The following is a 14,922-nucleotide window of genomic DNA, read 5'->3' as shown; positions in this document are numbered from 1 at the left end:
CGTCGTCACCGACTAGCATTGGCGGAGGTCATCGCGGTTCGAGTCGTCAGAGGTGCTGCCGGGGGGCGGGCGACTCGACGATGGCCGAGGTGAGACGGGAGGTTGGCGATGCCGACCAGGGGTGTTCTTCGACGATCGGTCCGACGCGCAGCGGTCGCGGTGACGGCGACGTGTGCCGCCGTGGCGCTCCTCGCGGGCCCGACCGGGACGAGTGGTCCCGCCGACGCCGAGCCGCCCAATCTCACCGCGGTCCCGCCACAGTTGCCGGCGGACGTCGACGGCCTGATCCCGGCGCCGCCGGTCGCGAAGCTGTCGCGCATCCCGGAACGGTCCCGGATTCCCGGCGCCTCCCGTGAACTGCAAGAACTGCGCGAGGCGATCATGCCGTCGCCCAGTGGCGACCGGTTCTTCGACCACTGGCCGGCCGGTCTGGCCGCGCGGACACCCGGTGAGGTCCTGACCACGCGGTCGGTGACCCGGGTGGCGCAGCCCCTGGTCTTCGTCCCGCTGCGATCGGCGCGGCAGGTCAAGTTCCGGACGACCGACGCCAACGGCGCCCCGATGTTCGGCACGGCCACCCTGCTGGTGCCGGCCAAGGCCTGGACCGGGCAGGGAGACCGCCCCGTCCTGGTCAACAACTCGCCGATCGTCGCGCTGGGCACCAAGTGCACGACGGGCTTCACCTACGCGCACGGTTTCACCAACAACACGAACGAGACCGATCTCATCCCGCCGTTCACCCAGCTCGCGTTGGACCGGGGTTATGCGGTGCTCGTGCCCGACCACACCGGGCCCCGGATGGCCTACGCCGAGCCGTATGTCGCGGGCCACGTGATCCTCGACTCGTTGCGCGCGGCCGGCGCTCTCGACCCGGCGAACTTCGCCCGCGGACCGGTCGCCATGGTCGGCTACTCCGGCGGGGCGATCGCCACCCACGGCGCGGCCAAGCTGGCCGCGAAGTATGCGCCCGACATCGCCGGGCGGTTCGTGGGGGCGGCCATCGGCGGGGTGCCCGCCGACTACCGGACACTCGCCGGCGCCATGAACGCGAACCTCGCGTCCGGGGTCTTCCACGCCGCGATGCTCGGCGTCGCCCGGGAACGGCCCGAGGTCCTCCGGATGTCGAACCATCTGGCGAGATGGCTTGCGACGTCGGAGATCCGCAACATCTGCACCGATGACATGGGCAACCTCGGGATCGCTCACCTGCCGACGCAGCTCCTGTCGACCGACCCCGATCCGTTCCACTCCGCGATCGCCGAGGAGCTCTTCGAGGTCACGTCCATGTCGGATCTGAAGGCGTCGATGCCATTGCTGATCTACCACGGGCGCTACGAGTGGTGGGTTCCCGCAACCCAGGCACGGGCGCTCGCCGCCCAGCAGTGCGATCTCGGTGCGACGGTGACGTACCGGGAGTACGAGGCCGAGCACGTCACGGCGGCTGCGGTCGGGTTCCCGGACACCGCGACCTGGCTCGACGAACGTCTGCGCGGAGTGCCCGCTCGGGACGAGTGTCGATGAGTTGTGCTGCGGCCCTTCGCGGCTCGTCGACCTCGACGCGCTCCTTCGTCGCTTGCTCGGCCCGGCGGCTATCGCTCCTCGCACCTCAGGGAGCAGAGGGGGGTGGATCAGGGCGCGGCGGGGCGCGTTTCGGTGAGGCTCATGTACGGCGAGACGCTGCTGGTGTGTTCGTCGATGCGAAGTGACGCTCCGACCGCGGGGAACGCGCGCTGGGCGCAGTTGGTCCGCTCGCACACCCGGCAACCGGCACCGATCGGTGTGACATGCGCCTGCGGTCCGATCTCCAGACCGTCGGAGTAGATCACCCGCGCGGCGTGGCGCAGTTCGCATCCCATGCCGATCGCGAAGGTCTTGCCGGGCTGTCCGTAGCGGGTGGCGCGGCGTTCGACGGTGCGCGCAACCCAGAAGTAGTTCCGGCCGTCGGGCATCTCGGCGATCTGGGTGATGATCTTGCCGGGGTAGGCGAATGTCTCGTAGACGTTCCACAGCGGACAGGTGCCGCCACTGGACGAGAAGTGGAAACCGGTGGCGGACTGACGTTTCGACATGTTCCCGGCTCGGTCCACGCGCACGAACGACCAGGGGATGCCCCGCAGGTTGGGCCGCTGCAGCGTCGAGAGGCGGTGGCAGATCGTCTCGTACGAGACGGTGTAGAAGGCCGAGAGGCGTTCGATGTCGTACCGGAAATCCTCTGCGGCGCCGTGGAATTGGCTGTAGGGAAGGACGACTGCGGCGGCGAAGTAGTTCGCCAGACCGAGGAGTCCCAGCGCCCGGGCGTCCTCGCCGCTGAAGTTCGCCTCGTCGACCAGTTTGTCCAGGAGGTCCTGGTACTCGAGATAGCAGAGCTCGCTGGCGAGTTTGAACGTCCGCTGACCTGCCGAGAGCGACGCGGAGAACTCCAGACGCCGGGCCTCGCGGTCGAACCGGTGCAGGGTGTAGTCCCCGAGGTCGACGCGGCGCACGATGCTGATGCCGTGGACGCTCTCGATGCGGTTCATGATCTCGCGCCGGATGTCGGCGGAGTGCATCCGCATCCGGGTCGTCATCTCCTCGGCAACGACATCGAGCTCGTGAATGTAGTTGCGGCGCTGGTAGAAATAGTCCCGCACCTCCTCGTGCGGCGCGCTGATGGTGCCGCGCATGCTGCGGTCGCCCCGCTCGTCGGTCGCCGCCGCGAGCTGATCGGTGGCGACCCGGTAGCGGCGGTGCAGGTTCACCATCGCCTGGGCCATCTCGGGATGCGACGCGACCATCGCGCTGAGCCCCTGCGCGTCGAGTGCGCCGGGGGAGGCCTCCAGGTCGTCGTCGAGCAGCGCCTCACGCAGCTCGGCGACCAGCCGGACATCGTCCTGGCTGTCGAAGAACCCGGCATCGACACCGAAGGCCTCGGTGATCTTGGACAGCACCGACGCGGTCAGCGGACGGGCATCGTGCTCGATCTGATTCAGATATGACGCCGAGATCGACAGGGTCTGCGCGAGGGCAACCTGCGACAGGCCGCGCTCGGAACGCAATTGGCGCAACCGCGAGCCCACATAGGTCCTGCTCATCGTCCACCTCCCGGACAGGTGCTGCCGCGTCGCGCGTCGTTCCCAGGGTACGGTGACCGCGTGCTACCCCTCCTCGGCCGACGCCGCCCGCGGGCAGCGCTGGCCGCGTCGGTCGTGGCAGTGGCGCTCGGCCTCGCGGGGTGCGCGGGCGACCCGGGGGAGACGACGGCTCCCCGCGGTCCCGCCGATCTCGTGCTGTCCGAAGCCCAGCTGCCGCCGGGGTACACCTCCGCCCCGCTGTCGGTGGTGGATCTCGTCGCCGGGAACCGGGCCGCCATCGACGCCTCCCGATGGGTGCGCGTCACGCCCGAGTACTGCCGGCCCACCTCCGACGCCGCGCTCAACGACCAGCTGACCGCCGACAACTCGGCGGTGCTGGCCGCCCGTGACGGCGCGACGGGCACCCTCGTCGAACTGGTCACCACCGCATCGCGCGACATCGACGCCGACCGGCTCACCACGACCGGGCGCTGTTCTCGGACCACGACGGAGATCACCACCGGCAACCTGGCGGGCAGTCGGGTGCTCACGGTGTACACCGAACTGCCCCAGCCGGAGATCGACGGCGGGTTGCTGCCCGGGGAGCAGATGCTGCTCACGCGATCCGACGTCACGACGACCCTGCCCGACGGCGGTGTCCGGCGGCAGATCGGGTTCGCCGGGTACGCCGTGCTCGACCGGCCGGCATCCGGGCCGGTGACGATGCAGCTGACGGTGTCGGGTGCGACCACCCGTGCGAGCGATCCGCCGGCCATCCCGGTGGAGCCGATCGAACCGTCGGTGTTCGCGGATCTCTTCGAGACCGCCGTCGAGCGCGTCACCACACCCTGACGGCCACCGTCCGCTGTCCGCGGACGGTGCCGCACTGGTGTGATGGACATCACTTTCGGGTATCCGGCCGTCGAGGTCGGGGTCCGAGGGCCTCCGAGACCACGGATCGGCTCGACTACTCGTGAGTAGAAAATCCCAGTACGGACGTACTTTTTGGCGGAAGTAGACCCTGCGTTCACAGAATTATATTTGCAAACTTTGCAAACTGGTGGCGAAAAATAACCCATATTTACACGCTCCGAGGGTTGGACCTGCGGGTTTGTGTTGTGGCACCCTTGCTGAAGGCACCACCGATCCCAAGTCAACGGGTTCGCAAACTTCGGCCGAGACTGACGCCGATCGCGATCACACACCCCAGACGAGGACATCGGCTGTCTGTCAGCAGAGAGGTTCCGGCGGCGCGCCGGGCCGTCGCCCCGATCCGGTCCCCGGTCGGGACGAGCAGGACAACGAAAGCGAAGCAGCCAATGAGCAACGTCGGAAAGCCCCGTACCGCCGCGGAGATCCAGCAGGACTGGGACACCAACCCGCGCTGGAAGGGCATCAAGCGCGATTACACCGCCGAGCAGGTCGCCGAGCTCCAGGGCTCGGTCGTCGAGGAGCACACCCTCGCCCGCCGCGGCGCCGAGATCCTGTGGGACGGCGTGACCAAGGGCGACGGCAGCTACATCAACGCCCTGGGCGCTCTCACCGGTAACCAGGCCGTGCAGCAGGTCCGCGCCGGCCTGAAGGCCGTGTACCTCTCGGGTTGGCAGGTCGCCGGTGACGCGAACCTGTCCGGCCACACCTACCCCGACCAGTCGCTCTACCCGGCCAACTCGGTCCCGAGCGTCGTGCGTCGCATCAACAACGCGCTGCTGCGTGCCGACGAGATCGCCCGCGTCGAGGGTGACAACTCGGTCGACAACTGGGTCGTGCCGATCGTGGCCGACGGTGAGGCCGGCTTCGGCGGCGCCCTCAACGTCTACGAACTGCAGAAGGCCATGATCGCCGCGGGTGCCGCCGGTACCCACTGGGAGGATCAGCTCGCGTCGGAGAAGAAGTGCGGCCACCTCGGTGGCAAGGTGCTCATCCCGACCCAGCAGCACATCCGCACCCTGAACTCGGCTCGTCTCGCCGCCGACGTCGCCGGTGTCCCCACCGTCGTGATCGCCCGCACCGATGCCGAGGCCGCCACGCTGATCACCTCCGACGTCGACGATCGCGACAAGCAGTTCGTCACCGGTGAGCGCACCGCCGAGGGCTACTACCACGTGAAGAACGGCATCGAGCCGTGCATCGAGCGTGCGAAGTCCTACGCGCCGTACGCCGACATGATCTGGATGGAGACCGGTACCCCGGATCTCGAGCTGGCCCGCAAGTTCGCCGAGGCCGTCAAGGCCGAGTACCCCGACCAGCTGCTGTCCTACAACTGCAGCCCGTCGTTCAACTGGAGCAAGCACCTCGACGACAGCACCATCGCGAAGTTCCAGAACGAGCTGGGCGCCATGGGCTTCACCTTCCAGTTCATCACGCTGGCCGGCTTCCACTCGCTGAACTACGGCATGTTCGACCTGGCCTACGGCTACGCCCGCGAGCAGATGTCGGCGTTCGTCGACCTGCAGAACCGCGAGTTCAAGGCTGCCGAGGAGCGCGGCTTCACCGCCGTCAAGCACCAGCGTGAGGTCGGCGCCGGCTACTTCGACAACATCGCCACCACCGTCGACCCCAACACCTCGACCGCTGCTCTCAAGGGCTCGACCGAGGAAGGCCAGTTCCACTAGGAACTCGCCACCGTCGTGATCTAGGCGAACCAGGCAGGCGGTCCGCGGCTTTCGCTGCGGGCCGCCTGTTGGCGTATCCCGGGCTCGGCGCGTGCCCGGAGGGTCACCCATGTTCTTGCGAAATCGGTTCTTGCCGAGGACGCTTCCACCCGAGGAGCCGACATGACAAACCAGAAGATCTCCCGCGTCGGCGTGGTGGGGGCAGGACAGATGGGCGCGGGGATCGCCGAGGTGTGCGCGCGGGCCCACGCCGACGTGCTCGTCTACGAGCACAGCCGAGAACTCGTCGTCGCCGGTCGCGCCCGGATTCTCCGGTCACTCGATCGCGGTGTGTCGAGCGGCAAACTGACCGAACGCGAACGCGACCAGGCGTCGATGCGACTCCGCTTCACCACTGACCTGGGCGACTTCGCCGATCGCCACCTCGTGTGCGAGGCCGTCGTCGAGGACGAGGTGGTCAAGACCGAGATCTTCGCCCAACTGGACAAGGTCGTGACCGACCCCGGGGCGATCCTGGCGTCGAACACATCGTCCATCCCGATCATGAAGCTGGGCATGGCAACCCAGAACACCGCCCGCGTCATCGGCATGCACTTCTTCAACCCCGTACCGGTTCTCCCGCTGGTCGAACTCGTCACCACCCTGACGACCGCTCCGGAGATCGTCGAGCGCGCCGAGGCCTTCGCCCACGACGTGTTGGGCAAGCAGGTGGTCCGGTCGGCCGATCGATCCGGATTCGTCGTGAACGCTTTGCTGATCCCGTATCTGCTCTCATCCATCCGGATGGTGGAGAGCGGTGTCGCGACCGTCGACGACATCGACAAGGCCATGGTCCTCGGGTGTGCGCACCCGATGGGTCCCCTCAAGCTGGCCGATCTGGTCGGACTCGACACGATCAAGGCCATCGCCGACCGGATGTACGAGGAGTTCAAGGAGCCGCTCTACGCACCGCCTCCGCTGCTCTTGCGCATGGTCGAGGCGGGGCGACTGGGCAAGAAGGCCGACCACGGCTTCTACCGGTACGCCTGATCGACGCCGGTCCGGCGGGCCCTCTGGGGTGACGTGCGTCACGAGTGTTAGCAAGATGCTTGCATTTGCTAGCACAGCGTGGATACTGGTTATCGGAAACACCAATACCGATGGCGCCGCGGTTCCCTTATCTCGCGCGGTGTGAGCCGAATCGAATTGGCTTGCAACACCGACCGTTTCGAGGCGGCAGGCGACGGATTGTTCCGACATGCGCCCGGCGAAGTCGCCGAGATCAGCGAGACCGCATGTGCTGCAGCGCGATTGGTGACCCGACCGAAGGAGTCCACTGTGACCACCACCGAACGTAACTACGCCCCCCTCTATGCCGCCGTCGGCGCCGGCGACTACGCCTTCGCCCAGGTGACCGAGAAGCTGACCGAACTGCGTGAGCGCACCGAGGCTGCTGCCGAGACCGCCCAGTCGCGTCTCGAGGCCCGCTACGCCGAGACCAAGACCCTGATCACGGATCTGCCCGAGACCGCCCAGACGCGTTTCGACGAGGCCAAGACCCGCATCGGCTCGCTGTCCGAGGAGGTCCCGAGCGACCTCGACGAGCTGCGCGGCAAGCTGACCGCCGAGGAGCTCAAGCGCCTCGCCGACCCCTACGTCGAGAAGGCCTACGGCTTCTACACCTCGCTCGCCGAGCGCGGCGAGGCCACCCTCGAGCGCCTGCGCACCAAGCCGCTCGTCCAGGAGAACCTGTCGCGCGCCGAGAAGGTCTACAACGACGCCGTCGACCTGACCGAGGACGCCCTCGGCGTCGTGTCGACCCAGACCCGCCTCGTCGGTGATCGTGCGGCGAAGCTCGCCGGCCGTGCGAGCGAGCAGGTCGAGGACGTCGCCGTCGCGATCGAAGAGGCCGGCAGCAGCGTCAAGGAGCAGGCCGACGACGCGGCCAAGGAGATCGACGGCGCCGCAGGCACTGTCGAGGCCAAGGGCCGTGCCGCCAAGGCTTCGCCGGCCAAGAAGGTCGCCGAGGCCAAGGACACCCCGGTGCCGGCCGTGAAGAAGACCGCCGCCAAGAAGGCGCCGGCCAAGAAGGCCCCGGTCAAGAAGCCGACCACCGCGAAGTAAGTCGCACACAGTCGCATCCGGCAACGCCCCCGCTTCCGGCGGGGGCGTTGTCGTGTGTGGGGGGCGCCTTTGTCTCGGGACGAGGTCCCTGTCTCGCGGTGGTGTTTCCGTCCCGCGGTGCTGTTTCCGTCCCGCTGATGAGATCTGATCAGCGGGAGGGAAATGGGACCGCGGGACTCAGCTCATCAACTCGAACTTCTCCAGCCATGGCCGGAGCAGGCCGATGAAGGACCCGTCCTCGAGCATCGACCAGGTCCAGCGCACGACGACGGGGCCCAGCGCGCGGATCTCGTCCTCGCGCAGCTTCTCCTGCAGCACGACATCGGCCACCGTCTTCTCTGATGGCCGAAGGCGGCCGTATTTGACCATGCCGTCGAACTCCCCGACGAGCTTCGCCCCCCAGTCGAAGTCGACACGGTAGACGCCGCTCCGCGCACAGTACTCGCGTTGCAGTCGTGGAGCAGGCAGGCCGGCCTCGATCATCTGCGCCCGACTCCACGATTCGCCGACGCTTTCGGCCGCCCCATCGGCCAGTGCCAGCGCACGCCGAGCCACTCTGCCGCCCTGCCGACGACGAGAGGCGAGCATCCGCCCCATGAGCTCACGATCGGCGCCTGCCCGAAGTGCCTGGTCGAAGGCGGTGAGGGCTTGTGCGAAGTCGCCTCCGGCTGCTACATCGACAGCGGTTCGCTCGATTCTGGTGACGGGTATTCCGTCGACGACGGCGAGCTCGTCTGCCGTCAGGGTGGCGGCGTGGACGTGACGATGCGTCGCGATGAATCCGCCGGCCTTCTTGCCGTTGGTGACGTGGACGCGTTCGGTGGCGGGCTTCAGCAGCGGAATGCCGAGCACCGCGGCGGCCGAGACGTGACTCAGCGGCAACTGTGGTGCGCTCGCCGGCTGTGACGTGGCGATCGCGACAGACTTGAGGCGGTGCAACTCCTGGTCGCCTTCGTGCCCGGCGAAGTCGTCGGATGCCGGCACGTAGACGCCGGGGATGAGCCGGATCAGGTCCCCGGCGGATACCGCTGCAGCAAGCAGGTTGTCGGAGAAGGCCGCATCGAGTGCGGCGCCGCGACGGATCAGACCGTAGCGGTCCAGTGGGTAGCTGGTCATCTCTATTCGACGCAGCGGAGGGCGTCTCGGCTCCATCGGGTTTTCCCCAACCTTCCCGCGGTCCCGCTTCCGTCCCGCTGATCGGATCTCATCAGCGGGACGGAAACAGCACCGCGGGAGCGGGATTCGACGGGGGCGGTCAGGGCGTCCGGATGGTGAGGACCGCGAGCGCGCCGTCGTCGCTGCGGTAGGTGTGCGGAACGTCGGACAGCCAGTGCAGGGATTCGCCCGGTCCCGCCGCGCGTTCCTCGCCGGCGCGACCGGCCCGGAGATGGCCGCTGACGACATGTACGTGCTCGATGACGCCGGGCCCGTGCGCGGGCGACTCCCTGGTCCCGCCCGGGCTGACGCGCAACCAGAAGACCTCGGTGACCGAGCCGTCGTCGTGATGCTCGACGTGCAGCACCCGGGCGGCGAGGTGGGGGCCGGCGCCCTCGACTCCGGATTCCTCGCCCAGGAGGGCGGACAGCGGCACGCCGAGCGGACCGGCGATGGCGTACAGCGTGTCGAGGGTCGGATTTCGTTGTCCACCTTCGAGTTCGGACAGCGAACCCTTGCCGATCCGCGCTTCCCGGGCGAGGCCTGACAGGCTCAGGCCCCGCTGCTTTCGGATGGCGGAGATCCGGGCCCCGACCGCGCGTCGTCGATCCTCGCCGGGTGTCATCGTCCTCGTCTCGTTCCCGTCGCTGCCGACAACCACTGTTCTGTTTACGGAACGATACCGCTATGCTCGCGACATGACCAGTCCCGCGCCGCCGGCTCGCAGTGAGCCGATCATCGCCGGAGTCGTCACCTCGCTTGTTGGTTTCACCTCGTCGTTCGTCGTGGTGGTCACCGGCTTGCGGGCCGTGGGCGCCAGTCCGGCACAAGCGGCGTCGGGTCTGCTCGTGCTGACGATTCTGTTCGGACTCGGATCGATTGTGCTGTCGCTGCGCACCCGCCGACCGGTGACACTGGCGTGGTCGACCCCGGGCGCGGCACTCCTCGTGTCGGCGGGTGCGTCCTACGACGCCGGGTGGACGGCGGCGGTCGGGGCGTTCCTGGTGGTGGGGTTGCTGATCCTCGCGACCGGACTGGTCCCCGCACTCGGCGAACTCATCGGCCGGATTCCGACGCCGATCGCCCAGGCCATGCTGGCCGGCGTGCTGCTCACCCTCTGCCTCGCGCCGATGACGTCGCTGGCCGCACAACCGTGGTCGACACTTCCAATCCTCGTCGTGTGGCTCCTCGCGATGCGGTGGCTGCCCCGGTGGGCGCTGCCACTGGCCTTGGTCACCGCGCTGGTCGTGATCGGGGTCAACCTCGCCGTCGACGGATACGACGGTTGGGCGGGTGAGACGTGGTGGCCGCAGTTGGTCTGGACGACACCGGCTTTCGACGCGACGGCGATCGTCGGACTGGCGGTCCCGCTCTACATCGTCACCATGGCCTCGCAGAACGTTCCCGGGGTGGCCGTGCTCAAGTCCTTCGGCTACGAGACGCCCTGGCGTCCGGCGATGTTCGTGACCGGCGCGGGAACCGTACTCGGAGCGCCGTTCGGCGGACACGCCATCAACCTCGCGGCGCTGTCGGCGGCACTGGCCGCGGGTCCGGAGGCGGGCGCCGACCGATCACGGCGATGGATCGCCGGTGTGGCGACGGGGTCGACGAGCCTCGTACTAGCGGTGCTGTCGGGTGCGCTGGTCGTCGTCACGGCGATCGCGCCGGACGGACTGCTCGAAGCCGTTGCGGGACTTGCGCTCCTGGCCACGTTCGTGGCCGCGATCATGGGGGCGTTCGAGAAGCCGGAGTTCCGCATTCCCGCGGCACTGGCGTTCGTGACCGCGGCCGCGGGCGTTACCTTCGGGGGGATCGGTGGCGCGTTCTGGGCGCTTGTCGTCGGGTTGGCGGCGCACGGGCTGCTCAGTCGGCGCCCGGTTCCTGCTCCCTGAGGTGCGAGCGAAGCGAGCCACGAAGGGCCTGGCGAGGCACGTCACCAAGCCCTTCGTGGCTCGTCGCTTGCGCTCCTCGCACCTCAGGGACCATTTGGTGTGCGGCTCTTTCGGATTGGGGAGCGGAATTCAGTCCGCGGCGGCGAGTCGTCTCTTCTCGGCCTCGACGTCGAAATCGGCGACAGGCCAGTCGAGGTCGAGGCGAGTGAGCGCGTCGATGAGCAGTTCGCACACCGCGAGGCGCGCGAACCACTTGCGGTTCGACGGGATGACGAACCACGGCGCGGAGTCGCGGTCGGTCAGGTCGAAGATCGCCTGATATGCCTCGAGATAGGCGTCCCAGTGACCGCGTTCGTCGACATCGCCCGGGTTGTACTTCCAGTACTTGTCCGGTCGTTCGAGGCGCGCAGCGAGGCGGCTCTTCTGCTCGTCCTTCGACACCACGAGGCAACACTTGACGACGGTGGTCCCGCCGGCGACGAGTTCGGACTCGAACTGGTTGATCAGGTCGTAGCGTTTCTCCCACACCGACTGCGGGACGAGATCGTGCACCCGGACGGGGAGGACGTCCTCGTAGTGCGACCGGTCGAAGATCCCGATCCGGCCCGCGGGCGGCAGGGCGCGGTGGATACGCCACAGGAAGTCGTGCTGCAACTCCTCTTTGGTGGGTTTGCCGAACCCTTTGATCGACAGGCCCTGCGGGTCCATCATCCCGCCGACGTGGCGCACGATGCCGCCCTTGCCCGCGGTGTCCATGCCCTGCAACACGAGGAGGACCGAACGGTGGTCACCGGCCCGGCCGTTGGCGTACAACAACTCCTGCAGGTCGGCGAGCACCTTGCCGCGCTGCGCGAGTAACTCTGTGCCGAAGTCCTTGTCGCCGTCAAAGCCCGGCGTCGTCTCCGGATCGAACGACGCGATCGGCCCGATGGCCCCGACGCGCAGGGCATCGGCGGCGGGCGTGGTCCAACCAGCGGTCATGGGGTCCTCTCGGGGTCGGATGCGGGTGCCGGCTCGGCCGGGGGTGGGAACAGCGGCCCGCCACCGAACGCCGTGCGATGTGAATCCGGCGGCGTGCCATCGTTGTTCACGATCCCATAGGCGGAACCGAGTTCGGCGGTGACGAGCGTGCGGCCGCTGAGGTCGGACAGCCCGGGATCGCCCGCGAGCCGGGAGATGACCCGGCCGACGAACTCGGGATCCTCCGCCCGGGCGAGTGAGAAACCGGCGAATTCGTCGACGCCCAGCGACAGCAACAGCTCGGTGCGGATCAGGCCGAGCCACAACGAGATCGAGCTGACACCGGTGCCCCGCAGCTCCACCGCCATGTCCGCGGCCATCTTGTCCAGGGCGGTCTTGCTCATCCCGTACAGGACCGAGTGCAGATGGCCGCGCGAGCCGAACGACGAGATGTTGGCGATGAGTCCGCGGCCGGCGTCGGTCATGAGCCGGGCCGCGTGCACCGAGGCCACGTAATGCGCTCGCAGTCCGACGCCGATCAGGGTGTCCCAGTCGTCGACCGGTCGCTTCCAGAACGGGTCGGAGAACCCGCCGAAACCCTTCGGCGCGGCCCACGCGTTGTTGACGAGAAGATCCAGACCTCCTGCGCCGAAGGTGATCTCGTCGAACACCGCGGCCACCGCGGCGTCGTCGGTGTGATCGCAGGGCAGCGCGCGGGCGCCGTCGGGGCCGGTTCCCTGTCGCGACGTGACATACGTCGTCCACCCGTCGTCGATGAGCGCACGAGCGATGCCGTACCCGACGCCGCGACTGCCGCCGGTGACGAGAGCGACGCGCGTCATCAGGCGCCGGGGGTCCCGGAGGCGGGATCGGCGGGCAAGGGGTCGGCGGGTGGGGGATCGAAGAGCGCAGGCGGCGCCGCCAGGAACTTCTCCCGGGACCCGTTGACCTGCCAGACACCCACGACCGCGCTCCAGACCATCATGGTCAGATAATCCACGACTTCGTCGGCGCTGAGGGTGCGTTTGGTCATCCACCAGTCCACGACGTGCTGGATACCGCCCACTAGCGCGTGCGACCAGAGCTCGGCGCCGGTGGTGTCCGCGCCGCGTTCGGCCATCCGCAGCTGAATGTTCCCCATCACCAACTGGGTGACCAGACGCACCGAATCGGCGGGCGCCGGAGAGGAGGTGGGCGAACTGGCCAGGGCGAACCGGTACAGCTGCGGTTCGTCGTCGACGGCGTGCACGTACACCCCGATGATGGTGTGGGTGAGCGTGTACTCGTCGAGATCGTCGGCGATCGCCTCGGTCAGTCGCGGGTAGATCGTCGTCTCGAAGAACCGGACCGTCGTCGCGACGCCGAGGTCACTCTTGTCGGCGAAGTAGCGGTACAGGACGGTCTTGGAGACGCCGATGTGGGCGGCGATCTCGTCCATTCCGACGTCGGCGCCCAGTTCACGGACCGCGGCGATGACACCGTCGGTGAGTTCGGTGCGTCGGGCGAGCTTGTGCTTCTCCCACCGCTGTTTGCGACCGTCGGGTTTGGCGCCGGTCTCGGCGACCGACTCGGTGACCGTCGTCAGGACCTGTTCCAGCCCGCGCGTCACGTTGGCCGCGGCCGCCACTGCGGCGCGCGCGGCCGCGGCGGGATTCGGGCGGTTGGCCATCACGCAGCCAGCGTAGTCGCTCGATGGGTGACACTGGTTCCATGGCATCGACAGTCATCCCAGGAGTCGCCGGTCAGCACGACGGTCCGCCGGCCACGGCGTCCGCGCCCGGATTCGGCGGGAACAGCGCCGGCGACGAGGGCAGACGCAGGGACCTTCGCAAGATGAAAGCGGTGGCCACCGGCTTCCTGGTCTTCGCCGCGATCGTGTATCTGTTCACCCGCTACCTCGAGCATCGCGACGGCGCCGACGTCGCGGCCTGGGTCGGCTACGTCCGCGCGGCCTCCGAAGCCGGGATGGTCGGCGCGCTGGCCGACTGGTTCGCGGTGACCGCCCTGTTCCGCCACCCGCTGGGCATCCCGATCCCGCACACGGCCCTGATCCGCAAGAAGAAGGACGACATCGGCGAGCAACTCGGCGGCTTCATCGAAGAGAACTTCATGACGCCCGATGTGGTGGTGTACCGAGCCGAGCAGCTGGATCTGCCCCGACGGTTGTCGACGTGGGTGGCCGACCCGCGCAACGCGCCGCGGGTGAGTGGCGAAGCCGCCCGAGCGATCAAGCTCGCCGCGGAGATGCTGCGCGACGAGGATGTCGAACAACTCATCCAGGCCGCGTTGAAGTGGGCGGCCGAACCCCAGTGGGCGCCGCCCACCGGCCGCATCCTCGAACAGCTGATCGCCGAGGATCGTCTGGAGCCGGTGTTCCAGCTGCTGTGTGACCGGGCTCATGAATGGGCGGTCGGCAGCCAGGATCTGATCGATCGGGTCGTCGACCGGGACGGACCCCAGTGGACGCCGAAGTTCGTCAACAGTCTGGTGGGGGACCGGATCTATCGCGAGCTCGTCGACTTCACCTACAAGGTGCGAGTGGATCCCGATCACGAATTACGGCGTGCCATGCACGAATTCGTGGAGAAGTTCGCCGACGATCTGCAACACGACCCCGAGATGATCGCCAAGTTCGAGGCTCTCAAGCTCGAACTGGTCGGGCGCGACGAGGTGACCGGTGCCGCGTCGACGGCGTGGCAGACCGGCAAGGCCGTCATCGAGGAGATGCTGTCGGACCCGAACAGCACGCTGCGGAACACGTTGTCGGACTCCATCATCCAACTCGCGGAACGTGTCCGCGACGACCGGCCGCTGCAGGAGAAGATGAACGGTTGGGTGGCGCGGGTCGCACACCACGTCGCGGCGAACTACTCACAGGAGATCATCTCGGTCATCACCGAGACCGTGCGCGGCTGGGATGCCGATGACACGAGTCGCAAGATCGAACTGCAGGTCGGCCGCGACCTGCAGTTCATCCGGATCAACGGCACCGTCGTCGGCGCACTCGCCGGGCTCGTCATCTACTCCACCTCGGTGCTGATCTTCTCCTGACGCATCGTCCGCGGCGTCGAACCGGGAGTTTGCTGTGTGCTTGCACGGGCTAGCACTGGTGTTGATACTGGGAGAACGGGCCGAAAGTCGGACACA

The 14,922-nt window shown here is 67.9% G+C and carries 13 protein-coding genes; 7 read left to right on the top strand and 6 right to left on the bottom strand.

The genetic code is table 11. The annotated features are described in order from the left end of the window. Window positions 1-108: 108 nt before the first annotated feature. Complete coding sequence (locus M4D77_RS06715) at window positions 109-1,521, top strand: lipase family protein (protein ID WP_259935832.1); 1,413 nt, start codon at window positions 109-111, stop codon at window positions 1,519-1,521. Between the two features lie 107 nt (window positions 1,522-1,628). Here the strand turns inward: M4D77_RS06715 and ramB are convergent, their stop codons facing one another. Continuing rightward, the gene (ramB, locus tag M4D77_RS06710) at window positions 1,629-3,071 is read right to left on the bottom strand and encodes an acetate metabolism transcriptional regulator RamB (RefSeq protein WP_259935831.1); all 1,443 of its coding nucleotides are present in this window, start codon (window positions 3,069-3,071) and stop codon (window positions 1,629-1,631) included. Window positions 3,072-3,131: 60 nt separating this feature from the next. Here ramB and M4D77_RS06705 point away from each other — a divergent pair, with 60 nt between their 5' ends. The 4 genes from M4D77_RS06705 to M4D77_RS06690 all read left to right on the top strand — a co-directional run bounded on the left by M4D77_RS06705 (window position 3,132) and on the right by M4D77_RS06690 (window position 7,768). Further along, window positions 3,132-3,902 (top strand): hypothetical protein, encoded by a 771-nt coding sequence (locus M4D77_RS06705; protein WP_259935830.1) that lies wholly within the window; start codon window positions 3,132-3,134, stop codon window positions 3,900-3,902. Between the two features lie 467 nt (window positions 3,903-4,369). Further along, complete coding sequence (gene aceA, locus M4D77_RS06700) at window positions 4,370-5,665, top strand: isocitrate lyase (RefSeq protein WP_068971642.1); 1,296 nt, start codon at window positions 4,370-4,372, stop codon at window positions 5,663-5,665. Window positions 5,666-5,827: 162 nt separating this feature from the next. Continuing rightward, window positions 5,828-6,694, top strand: coding sequence for a 3-hydroxybutyryl-CoA dehydrogenase (locus tag M4D77_RS06695; RefSeq protein WP_259935829.1), 867 nt, complete (start codon window positions 5,828-5,830; stop codon window positions 6,692-6,694). A gap of 288 nt (window positions 6,695-6,982) precedes the next feature. Continuing rightward, on the top strand, window positions 6,983-7,768 hold the full coding sequence (locus M4D77_RS06690) for a hypothetical protein (RefSeq protein WP_058251419.1): 786 nt from the start codon (window positions 6,983-6,985) through the stop codon (window positions 7,766-7,768). Window positions 7,769-7,945: 177 nt separating this feature from the next. Here M4D77_RS06690 and M4D77_RS06685 read toward each other — a convergent pair whose 3' ends face one another. Together M4D77_RS06685 and M4D77_RS06680 are read right to left on the bottom strand one after the other, a co-directional pair. Then, entirely contained in the window at window positions 7,946-8,884 is a 939-nt protein-coding gene (locus M4D77_RS06685) for a hypothetical protein (RefSeq protein WP_259935828.1), read from the bottom strand. Window positions 8,885-9,023: 139 nt separating this feature from the next. Continuing rightward, window positions 9,024-9,548, bottom strand: a complete 525-nt coding sequence (locus tag M4D77_RS06680) for a helix-turn-helix domain-containing protein (RefSeq protein WP_259935827.1) — start codon at window positions 9,546-9,548, stop codon at window positions 9,024-9,026. A 73-nt stretch (window positions 9,549-9,621) separates the two neighbouring features. On the opposite strand from M4D77_RS06680, the gene M4D77_RS06675 reads away from it, so the two are divergent. After that, entirely contained in the window at window positions 9,622-10,815 is a 1,194-nt protein-coding gene (locus M4D77_RS06675; protein ID WP_259935826.1) for a benzoate/H(+) symporter BenE family transporter, read from the top strand. A gap of 129 nt (window positions 10,816-10,944) precedes the next feature. On the opposite strand, the gene M4D77_RS06670 is transcribed toward M4D77_RS06675, so the two are convergent. Genes M4D77_RS06670 through M4D77_RS06660 form a run of 3 tightly spaced genes read right to left on the bottom strand, consistent with a single transcriptional unit; the run spans window position 10,945 to window position 13,444 of the window. Next, complete coding sequence (locus M4D77_RS06670) at window positions 10,945-11,796, bottom strand: PPK2 family polyphosphate kinase (protein WP_259935825.1); 852 nt, start codon at window positions 11,794-11,796, stop codon at window positions 10,945-10,947. After that, window positions 11,793-12,617: an SDR family NAD(P)-dependent oxidoreductase gene (locus M4D77_RS06665; protein WP_259935824.1), complete on the bottom strand. Its 825-nt coding sequence runs from the start codon at window positions 12,615-12,617 to the stop codon at window positions 11,793-11,795. Before M4D77_RS06665 ends, M4D77_RS06670 begins: the two co-directional genes overlap by 4 nt. Continuing rightward, entirely contained in the window at window positions 12,617-13,444 is an 828-nt protein-coding gene (locus M4D77_RS06660) for a TetR/AcrR family transcriptional regulator (protein ID WP_175401099.1), read from the bottom strand. The genes M4D77_RS06665 and M4D77_RS06660 overlap by 1 nt, the downstream gene beginning before the upstream one ends. A gap of 41 nt (window positions 13,445-13,485) precedes the next feature. Between M4D77_RS06660 and M4D77_RS06655 the strand changes: the two genes are divergently transcribed. Next, complete coding sequence (locus M4D77_RS06655) at window positions 13,486-14,826, top strand: DUF445 domain-containing protein (RefSeq protein WP_058251273.1); 1,341 nt, start codon at window positions 13,486-13,488, stop codon at window positions 14,824-14,826. Window positions 14,827-14,922: the final 96 nt, after the last annotated feature.

Origin of the sequence: Gordonia sp. p3-SID1431 (assembly GCF_025143765.1) — a bacterium.
In the GTDB taxonomy this organism is placed as follows: Bacteria; Actinomycetota; Actinomycetes; order Mycobacteriales; family Mycobacteriaceae; genus Gordonia; species Gordonia hongkongensis.
Note: the sequence above shows the minus strand (reverse complement) of the source record. Positions and strands in the feature narration are given on the sequence as shown.